We start from the raw sequence: 25,313 nt of genomic DNA, 5'->3' as shown, positions 1-25,313 counted from the left end.
TCATGCACGGCGAATCTCCTATCAAGCGTCGCGAATCCCGGAAGATCTGGGTCGGTAACGTGCCCGTGGGCGGCGATGCGCCAATCGCTGTGCAGAGCATGACCAACAGCGACACCAATGACGTGGCCGCCACGGTCGCGCAAATCAATCGCCTTGAAGCCGCCGGCGTCGACATCGTGCGCGTATCCGTGCCGGACATGGACGCCGCCGAGGCGTTCGGCAAGATCAAGCAGCTGGTCAAGGTGCCGTTGGTGGCCGACATTCACTTCGACTACCGCATTGCCTTGCGCGTGGCCGAGCTGGGCGTCGACTGCCTGCGCATCAACCCGGGCAACATCGGTCGCGAAGATCGGGTGCGCGCGGTGGTGGATGCCGCCCGTGATCGCGGCATTCCGATCCGCATCGGCGTCAACGCCGGTTCCCTGGAAAAAGACCTGCAGAAGAAGTACGGCGAACCGACTCCGGCCGCGCTGGTGGAATCGGCGCTGCGCCATGTCGAGCACCTCGAACGCCTGAATTTCCCGGACTTCAAGGTCAGCGTGAAGGCCTCCGACGTGTTCATGGCCGTCGAAGCCTACCGCCTGCTGGCCAAGGAAATTGTCCAGCCGTTGCACCTGGGCATCACCGAAGCCGGTGGGTTGCGCTCGGGTACGGTGAAATCTGCCGTCGGCCTCGGTATGCTGCTCGCCGAAGGGATTGGCGATACCATCCGCATCTCGTTGGCGGCGGACCCGGTCGAGGAAGTGAAAGTCGGCTACGACATTCTCAAGTCCCTGCACCTGCGTTCCCGTGGGATCAACTTCATCGCCTGCCCGAGCTGCTCGCGGCAGAACTTCGATGTAGTCAAGACCATGAACGAGCTGGAAGGGCGCCTTGAAGACCTGCTGGTGCCGCTGGATGTCGCGGTGATCGGTTGCGTGGTCAACGGGCCCGGCGAAGCCAAGGAGGCCCATATCGGCCTGACGGGCGGCACGCCGAACCTGATTTACATCGACGGCAAGCCGTCGCAGAAACTGACGAATGACAATCTGGTGGATGAGCTGGAAAAGCTGATCCGCCAGAAAGCGGCCGAAAAGGTCGAAGCCGACGCAGCGGTCATCGCGCGCGGTTAAGTCGCAAGATTAAGGAATACACGTGAGCAAGTCTCTGCAAGCCATTCGTGGCATGAACGACATCCTGCCCGAGCAGACGCCCCTGTGGCGCTATTTCGAGGGCACCGTCGCGCGCCTGCTGGATAACTACGGTTACCGGCAGATCCGCATGCCCATCGTCGAGTTCACCGAGCTGTTCAAGCGCTCCATCGGTGAAGTGACCGACATCGTCGAAAAAGAAATGTACACCTTCGACGACCGCAACGGCGATTCCCTGACTCTGCGCCCCGAAGGCACGGCAGCATGCGTGCGTGCAGTGCTTGAGCACGGCATCACCGGCGGCGGCCAGGTGCAGAAACTGTGGTACATCGGCCCGATGTTCCGCCACGAGCGTCCGCAGAAAGGTCGTTATCGCCAGTTTCATCAGATTGGCCTTGAAGTGTTCAACCTGGAAGGTCCGGACATCGATGCCGAGCTGATCGTGATGACCTGGCGCCTGTGGGGCGAGCTGGGCCTGCGCGATGCGGTCAAGCTTGAGCTCAACAGCCTGGGCACCAGCGAATCCCGTGGCCGCTACCGCGAGGCGTTGGTGGAGTTTCTGTCCGCCCATGTCGACAAGCTCGACGAAGACAGCCAGCGCCGCCTGAAGACCAACCCGCTGCGCGTGCTCGATACCAAGCACCCGGAGACCCAGGCGATCCTGGTGGACGCGCCGAAAATGGCCGACTACCTCGACGACGAATCCCGCGCGCATTTCGAAGGGCTGAAGGCACGTCTGGACGCCGTCGGCATCCCTTACGTGATCAACCCCAAGTTGGTCCGTGGCCTGGATTACTACAGCAAGACCGTCTTCGAATGGGTCACCGACAAGCTCGGGGCCCAGGGCACCGTGTGCGCCGGTGGCCGCTACGACGGGCTGGTGGAGCAGATGGGCGGCAAGCCGACCCCGGGCGTGGGTTTTGCCATGGGTATCGAGCGCCTGGTGCTGATGCTTGAAGCATTGGACAAGGTGCCGGAAGAACTGGCGCGCCAGGTCGATGTGTACCTCTGCGCCTTTGGCGAGGCCGCCGAACTGGCCGCCCTGGCCCTGAGCGAGCGGATCCGTGACCAGTTGCCCAACCTGCGTCTGCAGATCAACGCCGGCGCCGGCAGCTTCAAGAGCCAATTCAAGAAGGCCGACAAGAGCGGTGCACTGTACGCACTGATTCTTGGTGACGACGAACTGGCCCAACAAGTGGTAGGTTTCAAACCCCTGCGTGGCCAGGGCGAACAACAAAGTATTGCCTGGGATGCGCTTGCTGCACACCTGGCCACCTGCGTCGTGCAGGGTTGAAGCTGTCAAACAGCCGATTTAGCGATTAAGGAGTATTGGGGTGTCGAGTACCGAAGATGAACAGCTGGCGGATTTGAAGGACTGGTGGACGCGCAACGGCAAGCCGCTGGTCACTGGCGGCCTGTTGGCGCTGGTCATCGTGTTCGGCTGGCAGGCCTACCAGAAATACCAGAGCAATCAGTCGCAAGGTGCCTCGGTGCTTTACCAGCAACTGCTGGAAACCACCCTGACCCCCGACGGCAAGCCTGACGCGGCGCGCGTGGCGGACCTGGCCGGCAAGCTCAACAAAGAGTTCGGCGGCACCGCCTACGCCCAGTACGGCAGCCTGTTCGTGGCCAAGGTTGCGGTCGACAGCGGCAAGCTGGACGACGCGGTCACCGAGCTGAAAGCCATCGTCGACAAACCGGCCAACCCGACCCTGGGCGAAGTCGCGCGTCAGCGCCTGGCGCAGGTGCTGGCGGCACAGAACAAGGCCGAAGACGCGCTGAAGCTGCTCGACGGCGACGCCGACAAGGCGTTCCTGGCGACCCGCGAAGAACTCAAGGGCGACCTGCTGGTACAGCTGGGCCGTGCCAATGAGGCCCATGCGGCCTACCAAAAAGCCAAGGCTGCGCTGTCGGATGAAGCCGCAGTCGGTGGCCTGCAAATCAAGCTGGACGACCTGGCCAAAGGGGATGCGTGACGTGATCCGTTGGAAACATGCAGCATTGCTGGCCCTGGCCATTCTGGCCGCGGGTTGCAGCAGCAACAGCAAGAAAGAACTGCCTCCGGCCGAACTGACCGATTTCAAAGAAGAAGTCGTGCTGCAGAAGCAATGGAGCCGCTCCGTCGGTGACGGCCAGGGTGAAACCTACAACATGCTGGTGCCGGCCATCGACGGCGACACCCTCTATGCCGGCGACGTGACTGGCGTCGTCATGGCCATGGATCGCATGAGCGGCGACGTCAAATGGGAAAAGGATCTTGAGCTGCCTGTGTCCGGCGCCGTTGGCGTGGGTTACGGGCTGGTCATGATCGGCACGCTCAAGGGCGAGATCGTCGCCCTGGACGCGAGCAGCGGTGAAGAGAGATGGCGCGCCCGCGTGACCAGCGAAGTGCTCGCGCCGCCCGCTACCAACGGTGACGTGGTGGTGGTGCAGACCCAGGACGACCGCCTGATTGGCCTGGATGCCGCCACCGGCAACCAGCGCTGGTTGTACGACAGCACTCCGGCGGTACTGACCCTGCGTGGCACCAGCGCGCCGATCGTCACCAACCGCCTCGCGGTGGCTGGCTTGTCGACCGGTAAAGTCGTGGCCCTGGATATTTCCAACGGCGTACCGGTCTGGGAACAGCGCGTAGCGATCCCGCAAGGTCGTTCGGAGCTGGAGCGTGTGGTCGACATCGACGGCGGCCTGCTGCTGTCCGGCGGTACGCTGTACGTCGCCAGTTACCAGGGCCGCGTTGCGGCGCTGGACCTGGAAAGCGGTCGTCCGTTGTGGCAGCGCGATGCGTCGAGCTACGCCGGTGTCGCCCAAGGTTTCGGCAGCGTCTACGTGAGCCTGTCCTCGGGCACCGTCGAAGGCGTTGACGAGCGTTCCACCACCGCATTGTGGAGCAACGACTCCCTGGCCCGTCGCCAACTGTCGGCCCCGGAAGTGTTCTCCAGCTACGTTGCAGTGGGTGACCTGGAAGGTTACCTGCACCTGCTCAGCCAGGTCGACGGTCGTTTCGTCGGTCGCGAGCGCATCGACAGCGACGGCCTGCGTGCGCGTCCGCTGGTGGTGGGAAACATGATCTATGTGTATGGCAACAGCGGCAAACTGGAAGCCCTGACCATCAAGTAAGACTATGCTTGGGTTAATTCCCAAGCGGCTTCACCTTTTTAGGAGCGAGCCTGCTCGCGAATGCGCTGGTCCAGCGGCCTGTATGTCGACTGACCCACTGCTTTCGCGAGCAGGCTCGCTCCCACAAGGTGGCCCCCGAGCACCAGCCGCTGCCTCGCAGCGGCTTTTGTATTTTCTGAAATAACGAAGTGGAGAGCCGCATGGTTCCCGTAATCGCCCTGGTGGGCCGACCGAACGTCGGCAAATCCACCTTGTTCAACCGCCTGACCAGGACTCGCGACGCTATCGTCGGCGACTTGTCCGGTCTGACCCGTGATCGCCAATACGGTGAGGCCAAGTGGCAAGGGCGTACCTATATTCTGGTCGACACCGGCGGCATCTCCGGTGATGAGCACGGCATGGACGAAAAAATGGCCGAGCAGTCGCTGCTCGCCATCGAAGAAGCCGATGTGGTGCTGTTCCTGGTAGACGCCAAGGCCGGTTTTACCGCCGCCGACCAGATGATCGCCGAGCATTTGCGCAAACGTAACAAGCGTTCCTATGTGGTCGCCAACAAGGTCGACAATATCGACCCGGACATGGCTCGCGCCGAGTTCGCACCTTTGGGCATGGGCCAGGCGATTCCGATCGCCGGTGCCCACGGTCGCGGCATCACCCAGATGCTGGAAATCGCCCTGGCTGATTTCCCCAAGGACGATGAAGACGAGCCGGAAGAGGGCGAGGAAGAAGTCGTTGCCGAGGGCGAGGAAGCCAAGCGCATTCCGGGTCCGAGCGAAAAGGACGGCATCAAGATCGCTATCATCGGCCGCCCGAACGTCGGCAAGTCGACGCTGGTCAACCGCATGCTCGGTGAAGACCGGGTCATCGTCTACGACCAGCCCGGCACCACCCGTGACAGCATCTACATTCCCTTCGAGCGTAACGAAGAGAAGTACACGCTGATCGACACGGCCGGTGTGCGCAAGCGCGGCAAGATCCACGAGGAAGTCGAAAAATTCTCCGTGGTCAAAACGCTGCAGGCGATCAAAGACGCCAACGTGGTGATCTTCGTGATGGACGCCCGCGAAGGCGTGGTCGATCACGACTTGAACCTGCTGGGTTTCGCCCTGGAAGCCGGTCGTGCACTGGTCATCGCGATCAACAAGTGGGACGGCATGACGCCGAGCGAGCGCGATTACGTCAAGGTCGAACTGCAGCGTCGGCTGTTCTTCGTCGACTTTGCCGACATCCACTTCATCTCGGCCCTGCACGGTACCGGCGTGGGCAACCTCTACGCCTCGGTGCAGAACTCGTTCAAGTCGGCGGTCACCCGTTGGCCGACCAACCGCCTGACCCAGATCCTCGAAGACGCGGTCGGCGAGCATGCGCCACCGATGGTCAACAACCGCCGGATCAAGCTGCGCTACGCCCACTTGGGCGGTGCCAACCCACCGATCATCGTGATCCACGGTAACCAGATCGAGAAGGTGCCCAAGTCCTACGTTCGTTATCTGGAAAACACTTACCGTCGCGTCCTCAAGCTGGTCGGCACGCCGATCCGCATCGAGTTCAAGGGCGGCGAGAACCCGTACGAAGGCAACAAGAACACGCTCACCGACCGCCAGGTCAACAAGAAGCGCCGCTTGATGTCGCACCACAAGAAGGCCGACAAGAAGCGCCGCGACAAGCGCTGATCCTGGCTTCTCAGGACCGCTTTTGTGGCGAGGGAGCTTGCTCCCGCTGGGCTGCGCAGCAGCCCCCTGCGTTTTGTCTGATGCACCGCTGTGGTGGATACATCTTGGGGCTGCTTCGCAACCCAGCGGGAGCAAGCTCCCTCGCCACGGTGTTCGGCAACAATTGAAGAGGGTGCCCACGGGCACCCTTTTTCATGCCCGGCGATTGGGCTATCCTCGACCTCTCCCGCGCCGCGCCAGAGCCGGGTGCAGACCCAGGGAACCCTCGATGATCACCAGCAAGTTGCCGAATGTCGGCATCACCATTTTTACCCAGATGTCCCAGCTTGCCGCGCAGACCGGTGCGCTGAACCTGTCCCAGGGCTTTCCCGATTTCGATGGCCCGCAGGCCCTGCGCGATGCAGTGGGCCGGCATATCGCCCAAGGCCACAATCAATATTCGCCGATGACTGGCCTGCCAGCCCTGCGCCAGCAGATCGCGGCAAAGATCGCCCGCAGCTATGGCGCCAGCGTCGACGCCGATCAGGAAGTCACCGTGACCCCCGGCGCGACCCAGGCGATTTTCTGCGCCATCGCGGCGGTGGTACACAGCGGCGACGAAGTGATCGTCTTCGACCCAGCGTACGACAGCTACGAACCTGCCGTACAACTGGCCGGCGGGCGTTGCGTACATGTGCAACTGGGCCTGGATGATTTTGCCATCGACTTCCAGAAGCTTGGCGAAGCCCTGAGCCCGCGCACGCGAATGATCATCCTCAACACGCCGCACAACCCCAGCGGCGCATTGATCAGCCGCGCCGAGCTGGACCAGCTGGCGGCGTTGATTCGCGATCGCGACATCTACCTGATCAGCGATGAGGTTTATGAGCACCTGGTATTCGACGACGTGCCCCATGTCAGCGTCCTTGCCCACGAAGAACTCTACCGCCGTGCCTTCGTCGTCAGTTCGTTCGGCAAGACCTACCACGTCACGGGCTGGAAAACCGGCTACGTCGTCGCGCCAGCGGCCCTGACGGCGGAGCTGCGCAAGGTGCATCAGTACGTCAGTTTCTGCGGCGTGACACCGTTGCAATACGCGTTGGCCGACTACATGGCCGAGCATCCGGAGCATGTCGATGAACTGCCTGATTTCTATCAGGCCAAGCGCGACCTGTTCTGCGATCTGCTGGCGCCGTCGCGCTTCACTTTCCAGCGTGTCGCCGGCACGTATTTCCAGTTGGTGGATTATTCGCAGATCCGCCCGGACCTCAATGACGTCGACATGGCGCTCTGGATGACCCGCGAACACGGCGTGGCGACCATTCCGATCTCGGTGTTCTACCAGAACCCGCCGCAGGGCCAGCGCCTGGTGCGCCTGTGTTTTGCCAAACGCGAGGAGACGCTGCGCGAAGCGGCGGAAAAACTATGCGTGATCTGAGCGCGTTGCCCAATCTGAACATTGCCTTGATCCAGACTACGCTGGCCTGGCATGACCGCCGGGCCAACCTGGAACATTTCGACGCGCTGCTCGAACAGGCGCGCGGGGCGGACCTGATCATCCTGCCGGAAATGTTCACCACCGGTTTTTCCATGGAGTCCGAGGCCCTGGCCGAGCCGGAGAACGGCCCCGCCAGCCAATGGCTCAAGGCCCAGGCGGCAAAGCTGGACGCCGTGATCACCGGCAGCGTGATCATCCAGGCCGCCGACGGCAGCCATCGCAATCGCTTGCTGTGGGCGCGTCCGGATGGCGAGGTGCTGCATTACGACAAGCGTCATCTGTTTCGCATGGCCGGCGAGCACAACCATTACACACCGGGTGACCAGCAGGTGTTGTTCGAGCTCAAGGGCTGGCGGATTCGGCCGCTGATCTGCTATGACCTGCGCTTCCCGGCGTGGAGTCGCGATGCCGAGGACACCGACCTGTTGCTGTATACCGCCAACTGGCCGGGCGCCCGGCGTCAGCACTGGAACCGGCTGCTGCCGGCACGGGCCATCGAAAATCTCTGCTATGTGGCGGCGGTGAACCGGATCGGCACCGACGGCAAGGGCTTCGCTTATACCGGAGACAGTCAGGTGCTGGACTTTCAGGGCGAGACGCTGCTCAGTGCCGGCGAGGCCGACGGCGTGTTCACGGTGTGCCTGAGCGCGGCGGACCTGGCGGCGTATCGCACACGCTTTCCGGCGAACCTGGACGCTGATCGCTTCGAATTCATCTATTGAAACGATTCAGCCCTCAAGGAACGGTATTGCACGCCGATAACAGGTCAGCCAAGGAGGAGTCCCCATGACCAGTATCAGCGCAACGACCGTAAACCCTTATCCGCTGTCGGCCCCCAAAGTCTCCATCAGGGGCGCCGAGGAAGAGAAAGCCGTCAGTCCGGTGGTACCGCCTGACACCGGCGAAGACAAGGACAAGGACAAGGACAAGGAACTGAAAGTAGACACCAGCGGCGCAAATATCGCCGGTGTTGGCGGCAGCAACGGCAGCAATATCATCGAGCAGCTGAAGAAGCAGATCGAGCGGACCGAAAAGTTGCTGGCCGATCAGCAGGCCCAATTGGCCCGCGTGCAGAAAAGCCGGGCCGACGAGGAGCAGAAAGCCCAGCAGGCCATGGCGATCCAGACCCAGATCATGGGGACCCAGGCGACTTTGCAGACTTTGCAGGCCGCGCTGCTGCAGGCGATGACGGTTTCGATCGATACCCATGCCTGAGTTTGGTGTTGTCTGATGGACCGCTTTCGCGAGCAGGCTCGCTCCCACAACATGTGCATCACGCCGACCATTGTGGGAGCGAGCCTGCTCGCGAAGAGGCCGGAACAGCCAACCCAAAACCAAGCCAAACAAAAGGCCCCGAGGTTCACACCCCGGGGCCTTTTGTTTTTCAGCGACCGATCAAGCCGCCTTGGCTTCCGGCTGGCTCAGCGAGCGGTTCAACGCACTGAACAGCGCCTTGAAGCTCGCCGTGGTGATGTTTTCATCGATGCCCACGCCATGCACCGCACGTTCGCCGTTGACGCGCAGTTCGATGTACGCCGCAGCCTTGGCGTTGGTGCCGGCGCCGATGGCGTGTTCGTTGTAGTCCATGATTTCCACCGGAATCGGCAGCCCGGCCACCAGCGCTTCCAGCGCGCCGTTGCCTCTGCCACGCCAGTGCAGGTTGGTCTCGCCCTGGCCCTTGCTGGCGACTTCCACTTCCACGGCGCTGTTGCCGTTCTCTTCCTGCAGGCGATGGCTGACCAGCGCGTACGGAGTGTTGGCTTGCAGATATTCGCGCTGGAGCAGGGCGTGGATCTGCTGGGCAGTCATTTCCAGGCCCAGGCGATCGGTTTCACGCTGTACCACCTGGCTGAACTCGATCTGCATGCGACGCGGCAGGCTGATGCCGTATTCCTGCTCCAGGAGGTAGGCGATGCCGCCCTTGCCCGACTGGCTGTTCACGCGGATCACCGCTTCGTAGCTGCGGCCGATGTCGGCCGGGTCGATCGGCAGGTACGGTACTTCCCACAGGGTATCCGGTTTCTGCTGGGCGAAGCCCTTGCGGATCGCGTCCTGGTGCGAGCCGGAGAACGCGGTGTGGACCAGGTCGCCGACATACGGGTGACGTGGATGGACCGGGATCTGGTTGCATTCCTCGACGACCTTGCGCACGCCGTCGATGTCGGAGAAGTCCAGCTCAGGGTCGATGCCCTGGGTGTAGAGGTTCAGCGCCACGGTCACCAGGTCGACGTTACCGGTGCGTTCGCCGTTGCCGAACAGGCAGCCTTCGACACGGTCGGCGCCGGCCATCAGGCCCAGCTCGGTGGCGGCCACGCCGGTGCCACGGTCGTTGTGGGTGTGCAGGCTGATAAGCACGCTGTCACGCCGGGTGATGTTGCGGTGGAACCACTCGATCTGGTCGGCGTAGATGTTCGGAGTGGCGACTTCGACGGTGGCCGGCAGGTTGAGGATCACCTTGCGCTCAGGTGTCGGGTTCCACACTTCGATCACCGCGTCGCAGACTTCCTTGGCGAACTCCAGCTCGGTCGCGCTGAAGGTTTCTGGCGAGTACTCGAACTGCCATTGGGTTTCCGGCTGCTGGGCGGCGTATTTGACGAACAGCTTGGCCGCGTTCACGGCGATTTCCTTCACGCCTTCCTTGTCCTGATTGAACACGATGCGGCGGAACGACGGGCAAGTGGCGTTATAGAGGTGGACGATGGCTTTCTTCGCGCCACGCAGGGACTCGAAGGTGCGAGCGATCAGGTCTTCACGGGCCTGGGTCAGCACCTGGATGGTGGTGTCGTCCGGGATGTGGCCTTCTTCGATGAGGGTGCGCACAAAGTCGAAGTCAGTCTGCGAAGCGGCCGGGAACGATGCTTCGATTTCCTTCACGCCCACTGCAACGAGGGTTTTCCAGAAGCGCAGCTTCTTGGCCGCATCCATCGGCTCGATCAGCGACTGGTTGCCGTCACGCAGGTCGGAACTGCACCAGATCGGCGCGGCGGTGATGGTCTTCGACGGCCAGGTGCGATCCGGCAGGTTGATGGTCGGGAAGGCGCGGTACTTCGAAGACGGGTCTTTGAGCATGCTCATGGGGAAATCCTTATTGTCGTGGCCGGAAAGAGGCGGCCTGCCGGTGGTTCGAACGGGTTGGCTTCACGCCTGGACGAGGTGCCGCGATTCAGCCCGGCAGTCGTGCGCTGACGAGGCACAGGCTGCGGTGCTGGCGAAGCTGAATGAGGGTGTGAGAGGTTTTCATGCTCTCAACCCTAACCGCGTGGCCGGGGGGTTGCAAGCAGTCGGGAAAAATTGGGAGAAGTTCTGTTTTTGGGTGGGTTTGCGAGATTTAATCGCGCATATAGACAGTTTGTATCCTAAGGATTGCGTCGATATTTAAGGCTTGGCAATTCCCAGGATAGTGGTGATGCGACTGCCGTCATCGCGAGCAAGCTCGCTCCCACAGGGGATCTGTGTTGATTGCAAATGTTGTCACTGAGATCCCTATGTGGGAGCGAGCTTGCTCGCGATGAGGCCAGTAGCCTCACCACAAACACTCAGGGCTGAAACGCCCCGATAAAGATCGCCGGATCCACCCGCGCATCATTCAGGCTGATGTTCCAGTGCATGTGCGGCCCGGTCGCGCGGCCGGTGGCGCCAACCTTGCCGACCACGGTGCCGCGCGCCAGTTGCTGGCCGACCTTCACGTCGATCTTCGACATGTGGCAGAACATGCTGATGAAGCCTTGGCCATGGTCGACGAACACGGTGTTGCCATTGAAAAAGTAGTTGCCGGTGAGGATCACCTTGCCGGCGGCCGGGGTCTTGATCGGCGTGCCGGCGGGCACGGCGAAGTCCAGGCCGGAATGAGGGTTGCGCTCTTCGCCGTTGAAAAAGCGGCGCACCCCGAACTTGCTCGACAGCGGGCCGTTCACCGGTTTGTCCAGCAGCAGGTTGCTGGGGATATTGGGGCTGAAGCTGCGGTAGGCCTTCAACTGCACCGCAAGCTCGGCCTCGATGCGCTTCAGATCCGCCGGGTCCGGATTGACCTGGCGCTTGTTTTTCAGGGTGATGTGCTGCTCGGGATATTTCTTGTAGCCAACCACGAAGGGCTGGGTGGCGCCGCCACTGCTGATCTGCTGGGTGCCAGGTTGGACGGTCAGCGGAATGCCGACAATTGCCAGCCAGTTCTGCTGTTCCTTGACCACCAGCACCGGTTTGCCCTGGTACGTGGCTTTTGGCGTCTGGGCCGCGCTGCCCAGATCCACCACGGCCACGCCGCCGGGCACCGGCTTGTTCAGCAGGCGAGTGATGTAGCTGTCAGCGTGGGCGTTGGCGGCCAGGCACAGCAAGAGCAGGGGAGCGAGAAATCGCGGCATGAATCAATCCAGTAGAGAAAGGGTGACCGGTGTCAGGTGATTGTCTTCGACCCGCACCAGCAGTTCGCCTTCGCCGAGCCTGGCGGTCAGGCGCTGGCCGGTGCGGGTTTGCCCGGCGTTGCGGATCGCATGGCCGCGTTCGTCGAGCAGGATGCTGTATCCGCGACCAAGGGTCGCCAGCGGGCTGACGATATGCAGCGTCTGCATCTGGTTGTGCAACTGTACGCGGCGCGTTTTCAGGCCTTCGCGCATGGCTCGGGGCAGGCGTTCGGCGAGACTGTCGAGGCGATGGCGCAACATGGCCAGCTGACGGCCCGGATGTTGCCCGGCCAGGCGGGTTTCCAGGCGAATCAGGCGTTCGCGGCGGGTATTGAGGCTGCGTTCGAAGGCCCGGCGCATGCGCATGTCCAGGTCGTCGAGGCGCTGGGCTTGCTGGCGCAGGCGTTCGCCGGGATGGCGCAGGCGGCGGGTGAGGCCTTCGAGGCGCAACTGGTCGCGCATCAGGCGGTCGCGCATGCGCATCACCAGGCGCCGGTGCAGGCTTTCGACCCGGCGCACCAGGTCGCCGGCGTCCGGTGCGAGCAGTTCGGCGGCGGCGGACGGAGTCGGGGCGCGCACATCGGCGACGAAATCGCTGATGGAGACGTCGGTCTCATGGCCTACCGCGCTGACGATGGGCGTGACGCAGGCGTCTACCGCACGAGCCACGGCTTCTTCGTTGAAGCACCACAAGTCTTCCAGCGAACCGCCGCCCCGGGCCAGGATCAGCGCATCGAAGCCTCGGGCATCGGCCAGTTTCAGCGCGCGGACGATCTGTGCGGTGGCTTCACGGCCCTGCACGGCGGTCGGAATCAGCGTCAGGGAAATCTGCGGCGCGCGGCGACGGAACACGCTGATGATGTCGCGGATCACCGCGCCGGTGGGCGAACTGATGATGCCGATGCGTTGCGGATGGGCCGGCAGCGGTACCTTGCGCTCGGCACTGAACAGGCCTTCGGCGCTGAGCTTTTCCTTCAGGGCGTCGAACGCCAGGCGCAGGGCACCATCGCCGGCCGGCTCCACGGTGTCGAGGATCAGTTGATAGTCGCCACGGCCCTCGAACAGCGAGACCTTGCCGCGTACCTTTACCGCCAGCCCGTCTTTCAATGCCTGGCGCACCCGCGCGGCGTTCTGTCGGAACAGCGCGCAACGCACCTGGGCGCCGCTGTCCTTGAGCGTGAAATACACGTGGCCGGAGGCGGGGCGGGCGAGGTTGGAAATCTCGCCCTCGACCCAGATGTTGCTGAACACGTCTTCGAGCAACACCCGCGCACGGCCGTTGAGCTGGCTGACAGTCAGGACCTCGCGGTCCAGGCCCAGTCGGGCAAAAGGATCTTTAATCATGGGCGGCATGATAAGGGGATTCGCTTGCGAATCTCCATGTATGTAGAAATTTCCTCCTGCGTACCGCCAGTCAAGCGGAGTCGCCTGCTTCGAGCGAGCCCGTTTCCACCGCTTGTGGGTTGCGCCGCCCGTCGCCTGCGCGGAATTCACCGCGCCTGCTTCCAGTCGATTTCAAGAGACGAATATCCCCGCGAAAGGAGGCCATCCATGCGTATCCATCACCTGAACTGCGGATGCATGTGCCCGGTAGGCGGGGCGCTGTTCGATGGTTACAGCCGGGGGCTGACGGCGTGCCTGGTGTGTCATTGCCTGCTGATTGAAACCGACACCAACGGTCTGGTCCTGGTGGACACCGGGTTTGGCCAGCGGGATGTGCAGACACCGCAACGGCTGAGCCGGTTCTTTCGAGTGTTCAACAACATCCAGTTCGAGCATCGCCTCACGGCTTTGGAACAGGTGCGGCGCCTAGGTTTCGAGGCCAACGATGTGCGGCACATCCTGCTGACGCACCTGGATTTCGATCACGCCGGCGGGCTCCAGGATTTCCCCCAGGCCCGGGTGCATGTAATGCGCGACGAGATGGCGACGGCCCGCAGCGCCGACACCTGGATAAGTCGACGACGGTTCCAGGCGCGGCAGTGGCAGGGCGTCGATAGCTGGGAGTTCTATGCCCCCGAAGGCGATACCTGGTTCGGCTTCGATTCGGTGCGCGCGCTGATCGGCGCCGAGGAAGAGGACATTTTCCTGGTGCCGCTTCAGGGACACACCGCCGGACATGCCGGGATCGCGCTGCGCACTCCGGACGGTTGGCTGCTGCACGCCGGTGATGCCTATTTTTTCCATGACGAGGTCCATCAACCCGAGCGCCATTGCCCGCCGGGGCTGAGGTTCTACCAATACATGATGGACACCTACCGTTCGGCACGGATGCGCAATCAGGATCGCCTTCGCGAGTTGGCGCAAGTCCAGAACGGGCACGTCGAGATTTTCTGCAGTCACGATGCCAGGGAATGGGAGCGGGCCGTAAACCAGGCGCACACGGTGCGGGTGGATTCCACCGCTATGTCGCCGGCCGCCGGCAGACAATCTTCCTGAGCCGCCCAGGCGAAAAAACAGCTTTCCCTTTTGCCCACGTCTCGTGGGCTTTTTTTTTGTCGGCAGTGCCGTTCGTCACCGTTTCCGGATGTTTCTCTCAACTTAGCCGGAGGGGGCAATTCTAAAAATCGTGTACCCAACAACACTGCTAAAGGAGAAGGCCATGCCTGCTTCTCATGATCTCTACCAAGATTTGAATTGCAGCAAAGAGACGGTCCAACAGCGTCGCCAGCAAGACCCGGAACTTGCTCGGCTGCTGGACGAATACACGGACGTGGATAACCAGGTCCTGGCCGCCGAATCGATATCGGCGGGCAACGTCGAGGATGATGACATCCGCAGACTCAAGGAACAGCGTCTGTCGATAAAAGACAAGATCGCTCAGCAACTGACAGCCACTCAATAAGCGAAGCGTAGACATGCGAACTCGACTGCCTTGGCATTTATCAAGGTTGTTGCTGGTCGGCGGGATGCTGTTGCTCGGCGGTTGCGACATGGTGTTGTTCAATCCCAAGGGACAGGTCGGCGTTGACCAACGCAACTTGATCATTCTCTCGACGCTGTTGATGTTGCTGGTAGTGGTGCCGGTCATCGTCATGGCGTTGGTCTTTTCCGTGAAGTACCGCGCCTCCAATACCAAGGCCAAGTACACGCCGGAGTGGGCCCATTCACGCAAGATCGAAACGGTGGTCTGGGGCGTCCCGTTGGTGATCATCATCATTCTCGGCGTGGTTACCTGGAAGTCGACCCATGCGCTGGATCCGTACCGACCGCTGGATTCGGACGTCAAGCCGCTGGTGGTGCAGGTCGTCGCGACCGACTGGAAATGGCTGTTCATCTATCCGGAGCTGGGCATTGCCTCGGTCAACGAACTGGCCATGCCACTAGACACACCGGTGAATTTTCGCGTGACCTCGGACGGCGCCATGACCTCGTTTTTCATTCCGGCGCTGGGCGGGCAGATCTATGCCATGGCCGGCATGCAGACCCAACTGCACCTGATCGCCAACGAGGCCGGGGAGTACCGGGGCATCGCCGCCAACTACAACGGCCCGGGTTTCTCCGACATGCATTTCCGGACCCTCGCCACCGATGCGGCGGGCTTCGACAAGTGGGTCGCCGACGTGCGGGCGGGGCAAGGACGGTTAGACAAGGACAGTTATGCCCGACTTGCCAAGCCGACGTTCAAGCACCCGGTTGAACATTACGCATTGGTCCAGCCGGACTTGTTCCAGAGCATCATCGACAAATACGAAGGCATGAATCGTTCCCGTGAAGTCGAGCATCGCATGCACGACATGCAGGGCAGCATCGGGTCTCCCGTCGGGACTCAAAGATCAGCGCAGGAGTAGGACATGTTTGGAAAACTGACGCTTGAGGCGATCCCGACGGATGAGCCGATCATCATGTGGACGCTGGCGGTGGTGGGACTGGTCGCCTTGGCCGGCATGGGTGCCATCACCTACTACCGCAAATGGACCTATCTGTGGAAAGAGTGGTTTACCTCGGTGGACCATAAGCGCATCGGCGTGATGTACATCGTCGTGGCGCTGGTGATGCTGCTGCGCGGTTTCTCCGACGCGATCATGATGCGCACGCAACAGGCCATGGCGTCCGACGGTTCGCCCGGTTACCTTCCGCCGGAACACTACGACCAGATATTCACTGCCCACGGCGTGATCATGATTTTTTTCATGGCGATGCCGCTGGTGGTGGGCTTGATGAACATCGTCGTGCCGTTGCAGATTGGCGCCCGGGACGTGGCGTTCCCGTTCCTCAACGCGTTGAGTTTCTGGCTGTTCGTGGCCGGCGCGATGCTGGTGAATGTTTCCCTGGCGGTTGGCGAGTTTGCGCGCACCGGTTGGGTCGCCTATCCGCCGTTATCCGGGTTGTCCTATAGCCCCGGGGTCGGGGTGGACTACTACATATGGTCATTGCAGATATCTGGCGTCGGGACGTTGCTCACCGGGGTAAATTTCTTCGTCACCATCCTGAAAATGCGTACGCCGGGCATGACCCTATTCCGCATGCCGGTGTTTACCTGGACGGTACTGTGCACGGCTGTGCTGATCCTGGCGTCATTCCCGATCCTCACCGCGACGCTGTTCATGCTCAGCCTCGACCGCTATCTGGACATGCACTTTTTCACCAACGAGCTGGGCGGCAACCCGATGATGTACGTCAACCTCATCTGGGCCTGGGGCCACCCGGAGGTGTACATCCTGATCCTGCCGGCGTTCGGTATTTTCTCCGAGGTAGCTTCCACTTTCAGCCGCAAGCGCCTGTTCGGTTATCACTCGTTGGTGTGGGCGACGATTGTCATTACCATCCTGTCGTTCATCGTCTGGGTGCACCACTTCTTCACCATGGGTTCGGGGGCGAGCGTCAACGCGTTCTTCGGCATCATGACCATGATCATCGCCGTGCCCACCGGGGTGAAGATATTCACCTGGCTGTTCACTATGTATCGGGGGCGCGTGCGCTTCGAAACGCCGATGCTATGGACCGTCGGCTTCATCGTCACTTTCAGCATCGGCGGCATGACCGGGGTGCTGCTGGCGGTGCCCGGGGCGGATTTCCTGCTGCACAACAGCCTGTTTCTGATCGCGCACTTTCATAACGTGATCATCGGCGGTGCCGTGTTCGGCTACCTGTGTGGACTGACTTACTGGTTCCCCAAGGCGTTCGGCTTCAAGCTTCACGATCGCCTGGGCCGGGCGGCGTTCTGGTGCTGGATTGTCGGTTTCTACTTCGCCTTCATGCCGTCCTACTTCCTTGGCTTCATGGGCATGACCCGGCGCCTCAACCATTTCGACGTACCCGAATGGCGGCCCTGGCTGGAGCTGGAGTTGCTCGGCGTCGGCATCATCCTCTGCGGCGTGGTCTGCCAGATCCTGCAGTTCTATTTCAGCATTCGCCAGCGTCACCAGAACCGTGACCTGACAGGCGATCCGTGGGACGGTCGTACCCTGGAATGGTCCACCGCCTCGCCGCCGCCGTTCTACAACTTCGCCCAACAACCGGTGGTCGAGGGCATCGACGCGTACTGGGGCATGAAGGAGCGCGGCCAGAAGACCGCCGTCGAAGCCGACTTCCAAGCCATCCACATGCCGCGCAACACCGCGATGGGCCTGGTCATCAGCCTGTTCAGCCTGATCATGTGCTTCGCCCTGGTCTGGCATATCTGGTGGCTGGCCATCGTCGGGCTGCTTGCGACCATCGGTGGGGTGATCTGGCGCAGCGTCGATGACGACATCGATTACTACGTGCCTGCCGAAGAGGTAGCACGCATCGAAAACCAACGTATCAAGGCACTGGCGGAGGCTTGATCCATGTCCAATCTCGTTCAGCCACACGCCACCGCGCCGGAATCCGAACACGGTCACTCGGACGCAAGCTCCATGACCCTGTTCGGGTTCTGGATCTACCTGATGACCGACTGCATTCTGTTCGCGACGTTATTCGCGACCTATGCGGTACTCGGCCAGAGCGTCGCCGGCGGGCCCGGCGCCGCCGATATCTTCGAATTGCCCTACGTCCTCACGGAAACTTTCATCCTGCTGTTCAGCAGCATCACCTACGGCTTCGCCATGCTCGCGCTGAGCGCCGGGAACAAGCAGAAGGTATTGGCCTGGCTCGGCCTGACCTTCGTCCTGGGGTTGGCGTTCATCGGCATGGAAATCCATGAGTTCCAGAAACTCATCGCCGAAGGCTATGGCCCCAACCGCAGCGCCTTTCTCACCGGCTTCTTCACGCTGGTGGGCACTCACGGCCTGCACGTCGCCACGGGGCTGCTGTGGATGGCCGTGCTGATGTTCCAGGTGCAACGCAACGGCCTGACCACCGTCAACGCCACCCGCCTGGGCTGCCTGAGCCTGTTCTGGCACTTCCTCGACGTGGTCTGGATCTGTGTGTTTACCGTGGTCTATCTGTTTGGAGTGATGTAAATGAGCAGTCATCAGAGCAGCGTCGATGCCAGCCACGGCAGCGCAAAATCCTACCTCACCGGGTTCGTTCTGTCGGTCATCCTCACCGTTATCCCGTTCGCCCTGGTGATGTATCCCACATTGCCCAAGCCCTTGACGGCCGGGATCGTGGCGATTTTTGCGGTGATCCAGATCGTTGTGCACCTGATCTATTTCCTGCACCTGAACTTCTCACCGCAACAACGCTGGAACCTGACGGCCCTGGCGTTCTCGACCGTGGTGATTGCGCTGTTGGTCGGGCTGTCGCTGTGGATCATGTACAGCGTGCATCACAACATGTTGGCGCATTGAGCGCAGGGGGCATCTGGCACGCGGGCGCCTGCGGCAAGCCATGTGTTCGCGATGGCGCACCACGGTAATAGTGGATATGCCGCAATAAATCTGGCTAAAGTCGCCGGTGCTCTCAACAAGGACGTGCCGGATGGATTTTTTCTCGTGGTTGGGTGAGTGGGCGTTCGCCCCCACGCAATGGCTGGTGATCGGGCTGGCCATTACCCTGGCCTACATCGTGTTCGGCATCGCCGGGTTCGGCACGGCACTGGTGGCCGCGCCGATCCTGCTGCTGTACATGCCACTGGCGAAAATCATCCCGCTGCTGGTGCTGCTGGATTTTGTCGCGGCATTCGGCAACTTGTTGCCATCGCGTCGGGACGTCGCCCGGCCAGAGTTGCTGCGATTGTTGCCATGCATGGCGGTGGGTTGCACCCTCGGGGTGATTTTCCTGCTCAACCTCAAATCCGACCTGCTGCTATTGTTGATGGGCCTGTTCATCAGCGCCTATGCGATCTACAGCCTGTGGATAAAGACCCGACCGACGCAGCTGTCGGCGTTGTGGGCGCTGCCGATGGGCACGGTCGGCGGAATGTTCGGCGCGCTGTTTGGCAGCGGCGGCTTTTTATATGCCATTTATTTGAATAGCCGGTTATCCAAGGAGGCGGCCCGGGCGACCCAGAGTGCGCTGATCAGTTGCAGCACGGTGGTGCGCTTGAGTCTGTTCATCGTCGCCGGGGTGTATGCCGAGCTACCCTTGCTGGTACTGGCGCTGTGTTTGTTGCCGGCCATGGCGCTAGGGCTGTGGGTTGGGCGCCGCTTGACCATGAAGATGTCGCGAGAGGCGTTTGTACGACTAGTCACCTGGCTGGTGCTCGCCAGCGGCCTGGCATTGATCGGGCGCTATCTGAGTGCTTGACCTGGCCGGGCCAGGGATTAAGCTGCCGGCCTTTTATAAGACCCGCCAGGGAAACAGCCAGGCCTCGCCATGAATTCGCAAAGCATCATCGTCCCGAAAATTTCCACCTTGCCGGTTCACGAGCCCCGGGCTCGGGCGATCGTGCGCTGGCTGGTGCGCAAGAACATCGTCGAAGAGCAATTGACCACTTGCGGTCGCACTGGCAATCGCATGGCCCACGCCATCGCCCCCGGCGCCCGCCAGGTGGTCCTGCATCCCGACGCGTTGCCGTTCGGCGAACCGGTCAACGGCCTGGAGATCATCACCAAACGCTGCATCTACACGCCGGCCAAGGGCTTTCTTGAAGAGGCCGGCTGCGCCGAGTGCCGCAGGGAAATTGGCGAAGCGCTGTTCGAAAGCCTGGAGGAGTGGATGCCGGGTCGCACCGACAACTTCACCTGCCCTGAGTGCGGGCATGAGGATGACATCAACGGGTTCCTGTTCCTGCAACCCTGCGCCTTCTCCAACCTGGGTTTCATCTTCAATAACTGGCTGGAGGCGGGGTTCAAGCAGGAGTTCATCGATGAGTTCGCCGATTGGCTGGACCAGCCGGTGAGTTGGGTGAGGGTGGAGTTGTAGCGAGGACACTCCCTTTCTGCGCAGCCCTTGTGGCGAGGGAGCTTGCTCCCGCTGGGCTGCGCAGCGGCCCCGGCTTTTTGGCGGTTGCTGCGCAACCGAGCGGGAGCAAGCTCCCTCGCCACAGGGTTCAATGTGTGGATCAGAAACGCAGTGGTTTCAGCCCCTCAATCACCCCGCCAATAATAGACAGAGTTTTACATTGAGCCAGACGGGGTCCATGAGTATAATGGCGCGCTTCCATTTTCCCGCTCGGGAGCCCCCGCGATGCTGCGTATCAGCCAAGAAGCTCTGACCTTCGACGACATTCTCCTAGTGCCCGGTTATTCCGAGGTACTGCCTAACGAAGTCAGTCTCAAAACCCGTCTCACCCGTGGCATCGAACTGAATATCCCGCTGGTTTCCGCCGCCATGGACACCGTGACCGAAGCCCGTCTGGCCATTGCGATGGCCCAGGAAGGCGGTATCGGTATCATCCACAAGAACATGACCATCGAACAGCAGGCCGCCGAAGTGCGCAAGGTCAAGCGGTTCGAGGCTGGCGTGGTCAAGGATCCGATCACCATCGAGGCTGACGCCACGGTCCGGGATCTGTTCGAACTGACCCGCATGCACAACATCTCCGGCGTTCCGGTGCTGCACGATGGCGACCTGGTCGGCATCGTCACCTCCCGTGACGTGCGTTTCGAGAATCGCCTGGACGCCAGCGTTCGCCAGGTGATGACGCCGAAAGAGCGCCTGGTCACGGTCAAGGAAGGCACCAGCAAGGACGAAGTCCGTGAATTGCTGCACAAGCACCGCATCGAGCGCGTGCTGATCGTCGACGACAAGTTCGCCCTCAAAGGCATGATGACCGTCAACGATATCGAAAAAGCCAAGGCTTATCCGCTGGCGAGCAAGGACGACCAGGGTCGTCTGCGCGTTGGCGCGGCGGTCGGCACCGGCAAGGACACCGGCGATCGCGTCGCCGCCCTGGTCAATGCCGGCGTTGACGTGGTGGTGGTCGACACTGCCCACGGTCATTCCAAAGGCGTGATCGACCGCGTTCGCTGGGTCAAGCAGAACTTCCCTGACGTCCAGGTGATCGGCGGCAACATCGCCACCGGCGAAGCCGCCAAGGCCCTGGCCGAAGCTGGCGCCGACGCGGTCAAGGTCGGTATCGGCCCTGGCTCGATCTGCACCACCCGCATCGTTGCCGGTGTCGGCGTGCCGCAGATCAGCGCCATCGCCAACGTCGCCGCCGCCCTTGAAGGCACTGGCGTGCCGCTGATCGCCGACGGCGGTATCCGCTTCTCCGGTGACCTGTCCAAGGCCATCGTCGCCGGTGCGTACTGCGTGATGATGGGTTCGATGTTCGCCGGCACCGAAGAGGCGCCGGGCGAGATCGAACTGTTCCAGGGCCGTAGCTACAAGGCCTATCGCGGCATGGGTTCGCTGGGCGCCATGTCCCAGGCCCAGGGCTCTTCCGACCGTTACTTCCAGGACTCCTCCGCGGGTGCCGAGAAGCTGGTGCCGGAAGGCATCGAAGGTCGCGTGCCGTACAAGGGCACCCTGAGCGCGATCATCCATCAACTGATGGGCGGCCTGCGTTCTTCCATGGGCTACACCGGCAGCGCGGACATCGAAGAGATGCGCACCAAGCCGGAATTCGTGCGCATCACCGGCGCCGGCATGGCCGAGTCCCATGTCCACGACGTACAGATCACCAAGGAAGCGCCGAACTACCGTGTAGGTTAAGGCTTCCAGCAAAACGTTAATCACCGGGGCTGTTCATTCAGCCCCGAGTTGTTTCTGATTCACTACATGAGAATGAGTCATGGCCCTCGACATTCACGCTCACCGCATCCTGATCCTCGACTTCGGTTCCCAGTACACCCAGCTGATCGCCCGCCGCGTGCGTGAAATCGGCGTGTACTGCGAGCTGCATCCGTTCGACATGGATGAAGAAGCGATTCGCGAGTTCGCTCCCAAAGGCGTCATCCTTGCCGGCGGCCCCGAGTCCGTGCACGAAGCCGACAGCCCGCGCTGCCCGCAAGCGGTGTTCGACCTCGGCGTACCGGTGTTCGGCATCTGCTACGGCATGCAGACCATGGCTGAGCAATTGGGCGGCAAGGTCGAAGGTTCCGACCTGCGTGAGTTCGGTTATGCCCGTGTCGACGTGGTCGGCAAGAGCCGCCTGCTGGACGGCATCGAAGACCACATCGACGCCGACGGCCTGTTCGGCCTCGACGTGTGGATGAGCCACGGTGACAAGGTCACGAAGATGCCGGAAGACTTCCACATCCTCGCCAGCACCCCGAGCTGCCCGATCGCCGGCATGTTCAACGACGATCGCCGCTACTACGGCGTACAGTTCCACCCGGAAGTGACCCACACCAAGCAGGGCGGCCGCATCCTGTCGCGCTTCATCCTCGACATCTGCGAATGCGAAGCCCTGTGGACGCCTTCCAAGATCGCTGAAGATGCCATCGCCCAGGTTCGCGCCCAGGTCGGCACCGACAACGTATTGCTCGGCCTGTCCGGCGGTGTCGATTCCTCGGTGGTTGCCGCGCTGCTGCACAAGGCCATCGGCGACCAGCTGACCTGCGTCTTTGTCGACAACGGTCTGCTGCGCCTGCACGAAGGCGAGCAAGTGATGGCCATGTTCGCCGAGAACATGGGCGTCAAGGTGATCCGCGCCAACGCCGAAGAGCAGTTCCTGAACAACCTGGCCGGCGAGTCCGACCCGGAGAAGAAGCGCAAGATCATCGGTCGCACCTTCATCGACGTATTCGATGCCGAATCCTGCAAGCTGGACAACATCAAGTACCTGGCCCAGGGCACCATCTACCCCGACGTGATCGAGTCGGCCGGCGCCAAGAGCGGCAAGGCTCACGTGATCAAGTCCCACCATAACGTCGGTGGCCTGCCGGAAGAGATGAACCTGAAACTGGTCGAGCCGCTGCGCGAACTGTTCAAGGACGAAGTACGTCGCCTCGGCCTGGAACTGGGCCTGCCCTACGACATGGTCTACCGCCACCCATTCCCCGGCCCGGGCCTGGGCGTGCGGATCCTCGGCGAAGTGAAGAAGGAATACGCCGACCTGCTGCGTCGCGCCGACCACATCTTCATCGAAGAACTGCGCAAGGCCGACTGGTACCACAAGGTCAGCCAGGCATTCGTGGTATTCCAGCCGGTGAAATCGGTCGGCGTGGTCGGCGATGGCCGTCGCTACGCCTGGGTCGTGGCCCTGCGTGCCGTGGAAACCATCGACTTCATGACCGCTCGCTGGGCACACCTGCCGTACGAACTGCTGGAAACCGTATCCGGGCGGATCATCAACGAAATCGAAGGCATCTCCCGCGTCACGTATGACGTGTCGAGCAAGCCGCCGGCGACGATCGAGTGGGAATAACGGAACCTCAACAGGGGTAACCCCCCTGTTGTCCTGAAATCGATGCAACGTCGATTTTGTGATCGGAGGGAGAAAGGGGCGGGTTCAGCCTCTTTCTCAGCTCTGACGAGCCGGTTGTTGAAATAATCGTTTTTGCGCACAGCTCTTGTTATCTAATCGTTTTTATCCCATCTTAATCGTTAGCTGACCAGATCAGGCGGCACGACATCATTTTTTAGCCCCTAAAACTCAACTTGTCCGCGGAGGCCCTATATGACCGATTTGCCCGCAGACGCGATAGGCGCCGCCTGGCTGGCCCAAATCTATGATGTGCGGCCTTTGGGGCGACTGCCGGTGATGAGTCAAGTAGGCGGGCGACGCGCAACTCAAGTCATCGATGGCTTTCGTCTGGAGACCTACACCGAGGCGATGCGGCCGGATGAGGAGCCGGCTGCACATTTGCAGTTCCATCTGCGTCATGAAGTCCCGCATCTGGAGTTCCTTGCCCGTCTGTTCGAGAAGACCGGGCCTGTTTTCGTCCAGGACTGGGTTACGGTCGAGCCTACTGGGCAGTACGCGCGTCGTGCTGCGTTTCTGTATGAATGGCTGACCGGAAACACTTTGGTCGTGCCCGAGCGCTTGGGCGGCAATTACGTCGATGTCATTGACGAAGCCAAGCTGGTGTCGGCATCCCGCGACCAAGTGGTGAAAGTGCAGCGCTGGCGGGTAAATGACAACCTGCCCGGCACGCGTGAATTCTGCCCCTGCGTGGTCAAGACCGAGGCGGTAATGCGTGCGGTCGAACTGGACGTTCCACGCCTGTTCGTTGAACTGACAGACGAGTTCGGCGAGGATCTGCTGATGCGGTCGGCGGTCTGGATGACGCTACGCGAGAGCAAGGCCAGCTTCGCCATCGAAGGCGAGGCCGACCGGGTAGGGCGGGTGCAACGCTTTGCCGACGTAATGGCGCGTCGTACAGGGCAAGGTGCGGTCCCATTGAGCAATGCCGCGCTGGCAGAGTTGCAGCAGGAAATTCTCGGTGATCGGACGACGATCACCCACTTCGGCGTGCGTCAGTCTCCGGTTTTCGTCGGCGAAACGGTGCGCTACGAGGAGGTCGTTCATTACGTCGCCCCGGCGGCCGATGAAATCGACGCGATGCTTGAAGGGCTGGGAGTGTTCCTCGAGAGGACGCAGGGCCAGTCGCCGGTAATGCGCAGCGCAGTCGCAGCCTTTGGTTTCGTCTATATACACCCGCTCGCTGACGGCAACGGTCGTGTGCACCGGTTTTTGGTCAACGACGTACTGCGACGCGACGGCGCGATTCCGGATCCGGTAATTCTGCCGATCTCAGCGGTCATTACAGATGACGTGGGCGAGCGCCGCAGCTACGACCGGGTGCTGGACCAGGTGTCCAAGCCGCTCATGCAGGCTGTACGCGAGCGAGTAGTCTTCGAGCCCATGCAGGCCACCTATCCAGATGGTGTGGTGTCGAACTTCTCTTTTCAGGGCGCTGACCAGGCCCGACCGCTGTGGCGTTATCCGGATCTCGGACCTCATACCGTGTTTCTGGCCAATATCATTGGCCGGACGTTGACTGAGCAGATGCGCGAAGAGTCTCGTTATCTGCGCAGCCACGCGCGGGCGCGCGCGATGCTGAAGGAGGTAGTCGAGATGCCCGACCACCAAGCGGATCGAGTACTGCGTTCAATCGAGCAGAATCGCGGCGAGTTGAGCAATGTGCTTGCCAAGGAAATGCCCGTCCTGCAACAGGTCGGGGTGTGGGCCGAAATCGTTGACGCCGTCTCGCGGGCGTTTGCGGAGGACGGCGGAGCGGGGGCTGCTGTGATTGATCGATATCGTCCGGGGAAGCCCGTCGACCGCTGAAGTCCTTCATGCGAAGTTCGTTACGCC

At 61.6% G+C, this 25,313-nt stretch carries 22 protein-coding genes; 19 read left to right on the top strand and 3 right to left on the bottom strand.

Translation table 11 applies throughout. The annotated features are described in order from the left end of the window. The first annotated feature begins 2 nt into the window (after positions 1-2). The 8 genes from ispG (at position 3) to M1E16_RS22280 (ending at position 8,615) form a co-directional block, all read left to right on the top strand. Entirely contained in the window at positions 3-1,112 is a 1,110-nt protein-coding gene (gene ispG, locus M1E16_RS22315; RefSeq protein WP_305498996.1) for a flavodoxin-dependent (E)-4-hydroxy-3-methylbut-2-enyl-diphosphate synthase, read from the top strand. Positions 1,113-1,134: 22 nt separating this feature from the next. After that, positions 1,135-2,424, top strand: coding sequence for a histidine--tRNA ligase (gene hisS, locus M1E16_RS22310; protein WP_458128390.1), 1,290 nt, complete (start codon positions 1,135-1,137; stop codon positions 2,422-2,424). A gap of 40 nt (positions 2,425-2,464) precedes the next feature. After that, positions 2,465-3,106, top strand: a complete 642-nt coding sequence (locus M1E16_RS22305) for a YfgM family protein (protein ID WP_434571975.1) — start codon at positions 2,465-2,467, stop codon at positions 3,104-3,106. After that, positions 3,099-4,250, top strand: coding sequence for an outer membrane protein assembly factor BamB (gene bamB, locus M1E16_RS22300; RefSeq protein ID WP_434696871.1), 1,152 nt, complete (start codon positions 3,099-3,101; stop codon positions 4,248-4,250). The genes M1E16_RS22305 and bamB overlap by 8 nt, the downstream gene beginning before the upstream one ends. A 200-nt stretch (positions 4,251-4,450) precedes the next feature. Further along, positions 4,451-5,923: a ribosome biogenesis GTPase Der gene (gene der, locus M1E16_RS22295; RefSeq protein WP_434571979.1), complete on the top strand. Its 1,473-nt coding sequence runs from the start codon at positions 4,451-4,453 to the stop codon at positions 5,921-5,923. Positions 5,924-6,191: 268 nt separating this feature from the next. Beyond that, entirely contained in the window at positions 6,192-7,340 is a 1,149-nt protein-coding gene (locus tag M1E16_RS22290; RefSeq protein WP_434698796.1) for a pyridoxal phosphate-dependent aminotransferase, read from the top strand. After that, complete coding sequence (locus M1E16_RS22285) at positions 7,328-8,122, top strand: amidohydrolase (protein ID WP_458128389.1); 795 nt, start codon at positions 7,328-7,330, stop codon at positions 8,120-8,122. Before M1E16_RS22290 ends, M1E16_RS22285 begins: the two co-directional genes overlap by 13 nt. A 64-nt stretch (positions 8,123-8,186) precedes the next feature. Then, positions 8,187-8,615, top strand: a complete 429-nt coding sequence (locus tag M1E16_RS22280) for a hypothetical protein (RefSeq protein WP_458128388.1) — start codon at positions 8,187-8,189, stop codon at positions 8,613-8,615. 180 nt (positions 8,616-8,795) lie between these two features. Here the strand turns inward: M1E16_RS22280 and leuA are convergent, their stop codons facing one another. The 3 genes from leuA to xseA form a co-directional block, all read right to left on the bottom strand. Continuing rightward, a complete protein-coding gene (leuA, locus tag M1E16_RS22275; RefSeq protein WP_305499003.1) occupies positions 8,796-10,475 on the bottom strand; it encodes a 2-isopropylmalate synthase in 1,680 nt (559 codons plus the stop codon). 461 nt (positions 10,476-10,936) lie between these two features. Next, positions 10,937-11,758 (bottom strand): peptidoglycan DD-metalloendopeptidase family protein, encoded by an 822-nt coding sequence (locus tag M1E16_RS22270; RefSeq protein ID WP_458128387.1) that lies wholly within the window; start codon positions 11,756-11,758, stop codon positions 10,937-10,939. Positions 11,759-11,761: 3 nt separating this feature from the next. Continuing rightward, positions 11,762-13,141, bottom strand: coding sequence for an exodeoxyribonuclease VII large subunit (gene xseA / locus M1E16_RS22265; RefSeq protein WP_434601769.1), 1,380 nt, complete (start codon positions 13,139-13,141; stop codon positions 11,762-11,764). Between the two features lie 207 nt (positions 13,142-13,348). Here xseA and M1E16_RS22260 point away from each other — a divergent pair, with 207 nt between their 5' ends. The 11 genes from M1E16_RS22260 (at position 13,349) to M1E16_RS22210 (ending at position 25,286) form a co-directional block, all read left to right on the top strand. Next, positions 13,349-14,236 (top strand): MBL fold metallo-hydrolase, encoded by an 888-nt coding sequence (locus M1E16_RS22260; protein ID WP_434571990.1) that lies wholly within the window; start codon positions 13,349-13,351, stop codon positions 14,234-14,236. A 163-nt stretch (positions 14,237-14,399) separates the two neighbouring features. Next, complete coding sequence (locus M1E16_RS22255; RefSeq protein ID WP_434601768.1) at positions 14,400-14,642, top strand: YdcH family protein; 243 nt, start codon at positions 14,400-14,402, stop codon at positions 14,640-14,642. Positions 14,643-14,655: 13 nt separating this feature from the next. Further along, positions 14,656-15,588, top strand: a complete 933-nt coding sequence (cyoA, locus tag M1E16_RS22250; protein ID WP_458128386.1) for a ubiquinol oxidase subunit II — start codon at positions 14,656-14,658, stop codon at positions 15,586-15,588. Between the two features lie 3 nt (positions 15,589-15,591). Continuing rightward, positions 15,592-17,565, top strand: a complete 1,974-nt coding sequence (gene cyoB / locus M1E16_RS22245) for a cytochrome o ubiquinol oxidase subunit I (RefSeq protein ID WP_458128385.1) — start codon at positions 15,592-15,594, stop codon at positions 17,563-17,565. A gap of 3 nt (positions 17,566-17,568) precedes the next feature. Then, positions 17,569-18,183 (top strand): cytochrome o ubiquinol oxidase subunit III, encoded by a 615-nt coding sequence (cyoC, locus tag M1E16_RS22240; protein WP_434571996.1) that lies wholly within the window; start codon positions 17,569-17,571, stop codon positions 18,181-18,183. Continuing rightward, positions 18,184-18,513: a cytochrome o ubiquinol oxidase subunit IV gene (gene cyoD, locus M1E16_RS22235; protein WP_434696883.1), complete on the top strand. Its 330-nt coding sequence runs from the start codon at positions 18,184-18,186 to the stop codon at positions 18,511-18,513. 130 nt (positions 18,514-18,643) lie between these two features. Then, positions 18,644-19,411 carry a sulfite exporter TauE/SafE family protein gene (locus M1E16_RS22230; RefSeq protein WP_434696884.1) on the top strand — a complete coding sequence of 256 codons (768 nt, stop codon included), beginning with the start codon at positions 18,644-18,646 and terminating at the stop codon, positions 19,409-19,411. A gap of 69 nt (positions 19,412-19,480) precedes the next feature. Then, positions 19,481-20,029 carry a sugar ABC transporter ATPase gene (locus tag M1E16_RS22225; RefSeq protein ID WP_458128384.1) on the top strand — a complete coding sequence of 183 codons (549 nt, stop codon included), beginning with the start codon at positions 19,481-19,483 and terminating at the stop codon, positions 20,027-20,029. Between the two features lie 264 nt (positions 20,030-20,293). After that, positions 20,294-21,763 (top strand): IMP dehydrogenase, encoded by a 1,470-nt coding sequence (gene guaB, locus M1E16_RS22220; RefSeq protein ID WP_305499015.1) that lies wholly within the window; start codon positions 20,294-20,296, stop codon positions 21,761-21,763. 79 nt (positions 21,764-21,842) lie between these two features. After that, positions 21,843-23,420 (top strand): glutamine-hydrolyzing GMP synthase, encoded by a 1,578-nt coding sequence (gene guaA, locus M1E16_RS22215; RefSeq protein ID WP_305499016.1) that lies wholly within the window; start codon positions 21,843-21,845, stop codon positions 23,418-23,420. A 252-nt stretch (positions 23,421-23,672) separates the two neighbouring features. After that, the gene (locus M1E16_RS22210; protein WP_458128383.1) at positions 23,673-25,286 is read left to right on the top strand and encodes a Fic family protein; all 1,614 of its coding nucleotides are present in this window, start codon (positions 23,673-23,675) and stop codon (positions 25,284-25,286) included. The last annotated feature ends 27 nt before the right edge of the window (positions 25,287-25,313 follow it).

The sequence above is a fragment of the Pseudomonas sp. Z2-11 genome (assembly GCF_054161305.1).
Note: the sequence above shows the minus strand (reverse complement) of the source record. Positions and strands in the feature narration are given on the sequence as shown.

Coding starts and splice junctions, on each gene's coding strand:
- cyoA (WP_458128386.1), top strand. CDS start 14,656: ATGCGAACTCGACTGCCTTGGCATTTATCAAGGTTGTTGCTGGTCGGC.
- M1E16_RS22230 (WP_434696884.1), top strand. CDS start 18,644: ATGGATTTTTTCTCGTGGTTGGGTGAGTGGGCGTTCGCCCCCACGCAA.
- leuA (WP_305499003.1), bottom strand. CDS start 10,475: ATGAGCATGCTCAAAGACCCGTCTTCGAAGTACCGCGCCTTCCCGACC.
- M1E16_RS22285 (WP_458128389.1), top strand. CDS start 7,328: ATGCGTGATCTGAGCGCGTTGCCCAATCTGAACATTGCCTTGATCCAG.
- guaA (WP_305499016.1), top strand. CDS start 21,843: ATGGCCCTCGACATTCACGCTCACCGCATCCTGATCCTCGACTTCGGT.
- cyoB (WP_458128385.1), top strand. CDS start 15,592: ATGTTTGGAAAACTGACGCTTGAGGCGATCCCGACGGATGAGCCGATC.
- M1E16_RS22290 (WP_434698796.1), top strand. CDS start 6,192: ATGATCACCAGCAAGTTGCCGAATGTCGGCATCACCATTTTTACCCAG.
- M1E16_RS22260 (WP_434571990.1), top strand. CDS start 13,349: ATGCGTATCCATCACCTGAACTGCGGATGCATGTGCCCGGTAGGCGGG.
- bamB (WP_434696871.1), top strand. CDS start 3,099: ATGCGTGACGTGATCCGTTGGAAACATGCAGCATTGCTGGCCCTGGCC.
- M1E16_RS22280 (WP_458128388.1), top strand. CDS start 8,187: ATGACCAGTATCAGCGCAACGACCGTAAACCCTTATCCGCTGTCGGCC.
- cyoC (WP_434571996.1), top strand. CDS start 17,569: ATGTCCAATCTCGTTCAGCCACACGCCACCGCGCCGGAATCCGAACAC.
- ispG (WP_305498996.1), top strand. CDS start 3: ATGCACGGCGAATCTCCTATCAAGCGTCGCGAATCCCGGAAGATCTGG.
- M1E16_RS22270 (WP_458128387.1), bottom strand. CDS start 11,758: ATGCCGCGATTTCTCGCTCCCCTGCTCTTGCTGTGCCTGGCCGCCAAC.
- M1E16_RS22210 (WP_458128383.1), top strand. CDS start 23,673: ATGACCGATTTGCCCGCAGACGCGATAGGCGCCGCCTGGCTGGCCCAA.
- der (WP_434571979.1), top strand. CDS start 4,451: ATGGTTCCCGTAATCGCCCTGGTGGGCCGACCGAACGTCGGCAAATCC.
- guaB (WP_305499015.1), top strand. CDS start 20,294: ATGCTGCGTATCAGCCAAGAAGCTCTGACCTTCGACGACATTCTCCTA.
- xseA (WP_434601769.1), bottom strand. CDS start 13,141: ATGATTAAAGATCCTTTTGCCCGACTGGGCCTGGACCGCGAGGTCCTG.
- M1E16_RS22255 (WP_434601768.1), top strand. CDS start 14,400: ATGCCTGCTTCTCATGATCTCTACCAAGATTTGAATTGCAGCAAAGAG.
- M1E16_RS22225 (WP_458128384.1), top strand. CDS start 19,481: ATGAATTCGCAAAGCATCATCGTCCCGAAAATTTCCACCTTGCCGGTT.
- cyoD (WP_434696883.1), top strand. CDS start 18,184: ATGAGCAGTCATCAGAGCAGCGTCGATGCCAGCCACGGCAGCGCAAAA.